Source organism: Phenylobacterium sp., assembly GCF_030693805.1.
GTDB lineage: Bacteria > Pseudomonadota > Alphaproteobacteria > Caulobacterales > Caulobacteraceae > Phenylobacterium.
Map to the genome: position 1 here is coordinate 1 of NZ_JAUXZW010000381.1, position 4,500 is coordinate 4,500.

At 68.3% G+C, this 4,500-nt stretch carries 7 protein-coding genes; 4 read left to right on the forward strand and 3 right to left on the reverse strand.

Going from position 1 to position 4,500, the window contains the following annotated elements; all coding sequences use genetic code 11:
* Nucleotides 1-81: 81 nt before the first annotated feature.
* The 3 genes from Q8M88_RS15045 to Q8M88_RS15055 all read left to right on the forward strand — a co-directional run bounded on the left by Q8M88_RS15045 (nt 82) and on the right by Q8M88_RS15055 (nt 2,109).
* On the forward strand, nt 82-603 hold the full coding sequence (locus tag Q8M88_RS15045) for a DUF924 family protein (protein WP_371132732.1): 522 nt from the start codon (nt 82-84) through the stop codon (nt 601-603).
* A 96-nt stretch (nt 604-699) separates the two neighbouring features.
* Entirely contained in the window at nt 700-1,548 is an 849-nt protein-coding gene (locus Q8M88_RS15050; RefSeq protein WP_305597971.1) for a thymidylate synthase, read from the forward strand.
* Between the two features lie 42 nt (nt 1,549-1,590).
* Nucleotides 1,591-2,109 carry a dihydrofolate reductase gene (locus Q8M88_RS15055; RefSeq protein WP_305597972.1) on the forward strand — a complete coding sequence of 173 codons (519 nt, stop codon included), beginning with the start codon at nt 1,591-1,593 and terminating at the stop codon, nt 2,107-2,109.
* A 3-nt stretch (nt 2,110-2,112) separates the two neighbouring features.
* Here Q8M88_RS15055 and Q8M88_RS15060 read toward each other — a convergent pair whose 3' ends face one another.
* From Q8M88_RS15060 to Q8M88_RS15070, 3 genes are all read right to left on the reverse strand, one after another.
* Nucleotides 2,113-2,400, reverse strand: a complete 288-nt coding sequence (locus Q8M88_RS15060; protein WP_305597973.1) for a putative quinol monooxygenase — start codon at nt 2,398-2,400, stop codon at nt 2,113-2,115.
* Nucleotides 2,401-2,487: 87 nt separating this feature from the next.
* Nucleotides 2,488-2,778, reverse strand: a complete 291-nt coding sequence (locus Q8M88_RS15065; protein ID WP_305597974.1) for a hypothetical protein — start codon at nt 2,776-2,778, stop codon at nt 2,488-2,490.
* 102 nt (nt 2,779-2,880) lie between these two features.
* Nucleotides 2,881-3,576 carry a TerB family tellurite resistance protein gene (locus tag Q8M88_RS15070; RefSeq protein WP_305597975.1) on the reverse strand — a complete coding sequence of 232 codons (696 nt, stop codon included), beginning with the start codon at nt 3,574-3,576 and terminating at the stop codon, nt 2,881-2,883.
* A 70-nt stretch (nt 3,577-3,646) separates the two neighbouring features.
* Between Q8M88_RS15070 and Q8M88_RS15075 the strand changes: the two genes are divergently transcribed.
* A partial coding sequence (locus tag Q8M88_RS15075) for a hydantoinase/oxoprolinase N-terminal domain-containing protein (protein ID WP_305597976.1) occupies nt 3,647-4,500 on the forward strand: 854 nt, incomplete at its 3' end.

Genomic DNA, 4,500 nt, shown 5'->3' on the forward strand with positions numbered 1-4,500 from the left:
GGTGCGCGCCGTCACCCTGGAAGCCCGCGGCCTCTGCCCGGCCTGCCGCGTGGACTAACGGTGGCGGCGATCGCGCAGGATGTGACGGGGTTCTGGCGCCATGCGGGCCCGAGGCGCTGGTTCAAGGCCGAGCGGGCGTTCGATGACGCCATCCGGCTGAAGTTTGAGCCCGTCCACCACCGCGCCGCGCGCGGCGAATACGACGCCTGGGCGAGCGGCGCCGAGGGCGCCCTGGCGCTGATGATCCTGCTCGACCAATTCCCCCGCAACCTCTATCGCAACTCCGCCCACGCCTTCGCCACCGACCCCAAGGCGCGCACGATCGCCAGACGTGCGGTGGAGTCGGGACTGGATGCGCAGATCGAGCCCGAACTGCGCGGTTTCTTCTACCTGCCGTTCGAGCATTCCGAAGATGCGGCGGACCAGGAGTTCAGCCTGGCGCTGTTCGTCGCCCTGGGCGACGACGAGATGCTGCGCTACGCGAAGCTGCACCACGAGATCATCGCCCGTTTCGGCCGGTTCCCGCATCGCAATCCAGCGCTGGGCCGGGTGATGACGGCCGAGGAGCAGGCTTATCTCGACGACGGCGGGTTCGCGGGATGACCACCCGGAAAACTGTGGAGAAGCCGACGCGTCGCATGGGCGTTGTCTGTAATAGGCTTACTCTGCAGTCGGATTTTTGCGCCTGAGTCTCCCGTCATGAACGCACCCGCCGTCATCACTACGTCCGACGCTCTGGCCGCCGCCGACCACCCGGAGCGACAGTACCTCGACCTAGTGGCCGACATCCTGGCCAACGGCGTCCAGCGCGGCGATCGCACAGGCGTGGGCACGCTGGGCGTTTTCGGCCGGCAGATGCGCTTTGATCTGGCCCGAGGCTTCCCGCTGCTGACCACCAAGCAGCTGCATCGCAAATCGATCGTCGTCGAAATGCTGTTGTTCCTGCGCGGCGACACCAACGTGCGCTGGCTGCAGGAACGCGGCGTCGGCATCTGGGACGAATGGGCCGACGCCGACGGCGAACTGGGGCCGGTCTACGGCAAGCAGTGGCGTTCGTGGGCCACGCCTGACGGCCAGGTGATCGACCAGATCGCCAAGCTGGTAGACGGCCTGCGCGCCAACCCCGAAGGCCGCCGCCATATCGTCACCGCCTGGAACCCTGCTGATGTGGACGACATGGCCTTGCCGCCCTGCCACTGCCTGTTCCAGTTCCATGTGGCGGAAGGACGCCTCTCCTGCCAGCTCTACCAGCGCTCGGCGGACGTGTTCCTGGGCGTGCCGTTCAACATCGCCAGCTACGCGCTGCTGACCGCCATGGTCGCAAAGGTGGTGGGCCTGCAGCCGGGCGAGTTCGTCCATACGCTCGGCGACGCGCATCTCTACCTGAACCACTTGGACCAAGCCCGTGAGCAGCTGACCCGCGAGCCACGCCCGCTGCCTAGGCTGGAACTGGCCGACAAGAGCAACCTGTTCGGCTTCGAGGAGGCTGACGTCGCCTTCAAGGGCTACAAGCCGCATCCCAAGATCGCGGCGCCGATCGCCGTCTGAGCCTCGCGTGGCGCACGCCGCCGCCAGCGTCTAAGAAGGCGCATGACCTCCGCCATCCTCACCGCCGGCCCCATCGCGCGCGCGCGCAACGGCGTGATCGGGCGCGACGGAACCCTGCCCTGGCGGTTGAAATCCGACATGGCGATCTTCCGCGCCACCACCATGGGCAAGCCGGTGATCATGGGTCGCAAGACCTGGGAGAGCCTGCCTAAGCGGCCGCTGGTCGGACGCACCAACATCGTGCTGTCGCGCGACGGCAGCTTCGAGCCGAAGAACGCGGTGGTCTGCGAGGAATTCGGCGAGGCCGTGCAGATCGGCCGCGAGCAGGCCGAGGACGACGGCCGCGACGAGGTCTGCGTGATCGGCGGGGCGGCGCTGTTCGAGCTGGCCCTGCCCAGGGCGCGGCGGATCTACCTGACCGAGATCGACGCCGACATCGAGGGCGATGTCGTGCTCTCGCCCATCAACGAGAGCGACTGGGTGACCGTGCGCAGCCAGCATTACCCGGCCGGCGAACACGACGACTACGCCTTCACCCACCGGGTGCTGGAACGACGCTAAGCGTTAGACGCCGTCCAGGTATTCGACCTCGGGGCGGCCGGCCATAACGGCGCCCAGGCTCGGGCCGGCGGCCTTGAAATGCTCGGAGGCGCGGTGCGCGTTCAGCGCGTCCTCGTCCTTGTACAGTTCGAGCACCTTGTAGACGCCCGGTTCGGTTCGGCTCTTGGTCAGTTGGTACATCAGGCAACCGGGTTCGCCGGCCCGCACCTTGGCGGCGAGCTCGCCGAACGCCTGTTCAAGGGCGGCATCCTTGCCGTCCGCCGCCTTCAGCTTCGCGATGACCCCGATCATTCCACATCCTCCCAAGCTGGCGCGCTCAGCCGGCGCCGTTTCCAAAGCTTCGATGGGAAGGTGGATAGTGGCCGCTTACGCGAATTGCTAGGCGCGTTCGTTCCAGCCGTACGCGACCCAGTGGTGGCCGCCGATGTGACGCGCCTCCATGAGGCCGTCGCGTGTGGCGCGGACGCGGGCGCTGCGGCGCGCGCGCATGGCCAGGCCCGCCAGCGCCAGGAGCGCGCTCGACATCAGCGCAATGACCACGATGGTCGCAGCGAAGAACACCGCCAGCACGGCGCCTAGCGCCACCGCGGCGGCCGTCGCCAGGGCCCCGACCACCAGGGCCAGGCTGCGCAGGGCCGAACCCTGTCTCGCGGCGAATTCCCTCACCATCTCGTTCCTCGCAGCCGGCGACCAAGGGCCCCGCAAGTTTATGTCGGTTTATAGAGTCCTAACGTCAAGCGTACAGAAACGTCAAAAACGTGGCGATTGGGGTCATGCGGCCCCTTTGAGCAGGATTTCGCGGCGTTCGCGCATGATCTCATCGAAGGCCGCATTGATCGCGGCGGCCTTGGCCTCGGCGACCTCGACGAACTCGCTGGGCAAGCCGCGCGCACGCGCCCGGTCGGGGTGGGCTTGCGACAGGGCCGACTTCCACACCGTTCGCAGTTGCGCGTCGCTGGTGTCATGCGGCGCGCCGAGCACCGTATAGGGGTCGTCGGCCGGTGAGCCCAGGTGGGTGGCTTTCAGCCGGCGGAAGGTCAGCGGCGAGAAGCCGAACAGCTCGCCTACGCTTTCCAGATAGGTGAGCTCGTCGTGGGTGACCGCACCGTCCGCGCCGGCGATATGGAACAGGCCGTCCATCACGTCTTCCAGCAACTGCGGGCAGCCCCGATAGCGCTTGGCGAGGCGCCGCGCGTAGCTCTCGTAGCCGCGGGTGGTCTGGCGGGCGAAATCGTAGAGGCGGCGAACGTTGCGCTCGGAGCCAGCGTCAGGCTGGAACACGTCGGAGAAGGCGGCGTACTCCTCGGCGTCGGGGCGACCGTCGGCCTTGGCCAGCTTCGCGCCAAGCGCCGTCACCGCCGTGGAGAACGCCGGGTCTTCGCCGGGCAGGCCGGCGGGGCATTCCGGGCAGTCCGCCTCGTCGATGCGGCCCGCCGCCAGCCTTGCGATGTTGCGCCAGAAGCTCATGGGAGTATCCGATGCTTACGGCGGCGGCGCGAAAATGACAATGCGTCACGCTTGTGTGGAAGGTTAAGGTTTGGACAGGCTCTGGCGCTTCTGGATCGATCGCGGCGGCACGTTCACCGACGTGATCGGCCGGAATCCGGCAGGGACCGAGCGTTCGCTGAAGCTGTTGTCGGCGTCACCGGCTTATGATGACGCGGCGGTCGAGGCGATGCGGCGGTTGCTGGGCCTCGCGCCAGACGCGCCCTTCCCCGCCGAGCAGGTCCATTCGATTCGGATGGGTACGACGGTGGCGACCAACGCTTTGCTGGAGCGGCGCGGGGCGAAGACTCTGCTGGTCACCACCCAAGGTTTCGCCGACGCCCTGGAGATCGGCGACCAGACCCGGCCGGACCTGTTCGCGTTGGAGATCCGCAGGCCCGCCCCGCTGTACGCGGACGTGGTCGAGGCGGTCGAACGCCTTGCCGCGGACGGGTCGGTGGTGACGGCGCTCGATGAATCCGACCTGGCGCCACGGCTGGCGCAGGCCGTGGCGGACGGATTCACCTCCGTCGCCATCGCATTCCTGCATTCCGACCTGAACCCGACACACGAGCTCGCGGCCGGCGCGCTGGCCCACGACGCCGGTTTCGCGTTCGTCGCTCTGAGCGCCCAGGTCTCGCCCTTGCCGCGGTTCATTTCGCGCGCCGAGACGGCGGTCGCCGACGCCTATCTGACGCCGGTGGTGCAGGCGTACGTGCGCCAGGTGAGTCAGGCGGTCGCCGGAGCGCCGCTCTACTTCATGACCTCGGCCGGCGCCCTGGCGAGCGCGGACGCCTTCCGCGGGCGCGACGCGGTGGTCTCGGGCCCGGCGGGCGGCGTGGTGGGTGTGGCCGGCGCCGCGCGCGCAGCCGGCGCGGACGCCGTGCTGGGCTTCGACATGGGCGG

Excerpts from the sequence above, each read along its gene's own strand:
- Q8M88_RS15070 (WP_305597975.1), bottom strand. The coding sequence starts at position 3,576 with ATGAGCTTCTGGCGCAACATCGCAAGGCTGGCGGCGGGCCGCATCGAC.
- Q8M88_RS15050 (WP_305597971.1), top strand. The coding sequence starts at position 700 with ATGAACGCACCCGCCGTCATCACTACGTCCGACGCTCTGGCCGCCGCC.
- Q8M88_RS15065 (WP_305597974.1), bottom strand. The coding sequence starts at position 2,778 with ATGGTGAGGGAATTCGCCGCGAGACAGGGTTCGGCCCTGCGCAGCCTG.
- Q8M88_RS15060 (WP_305597973.1), bottom strand. The coding sequence starts at position 2,400 with ATGATCGGGGTCATCGCGAAGCTGAAGGCGGCGGACGGCAAGGATGCC.
- Q8M88_RS15055 (WP_305597972.1), top strand. The coding sequence starts at position 1,591 with ATGACCTCCGCCATCCTCACCGCCGGCCCCATCGCGCGCGCGCGCAAC.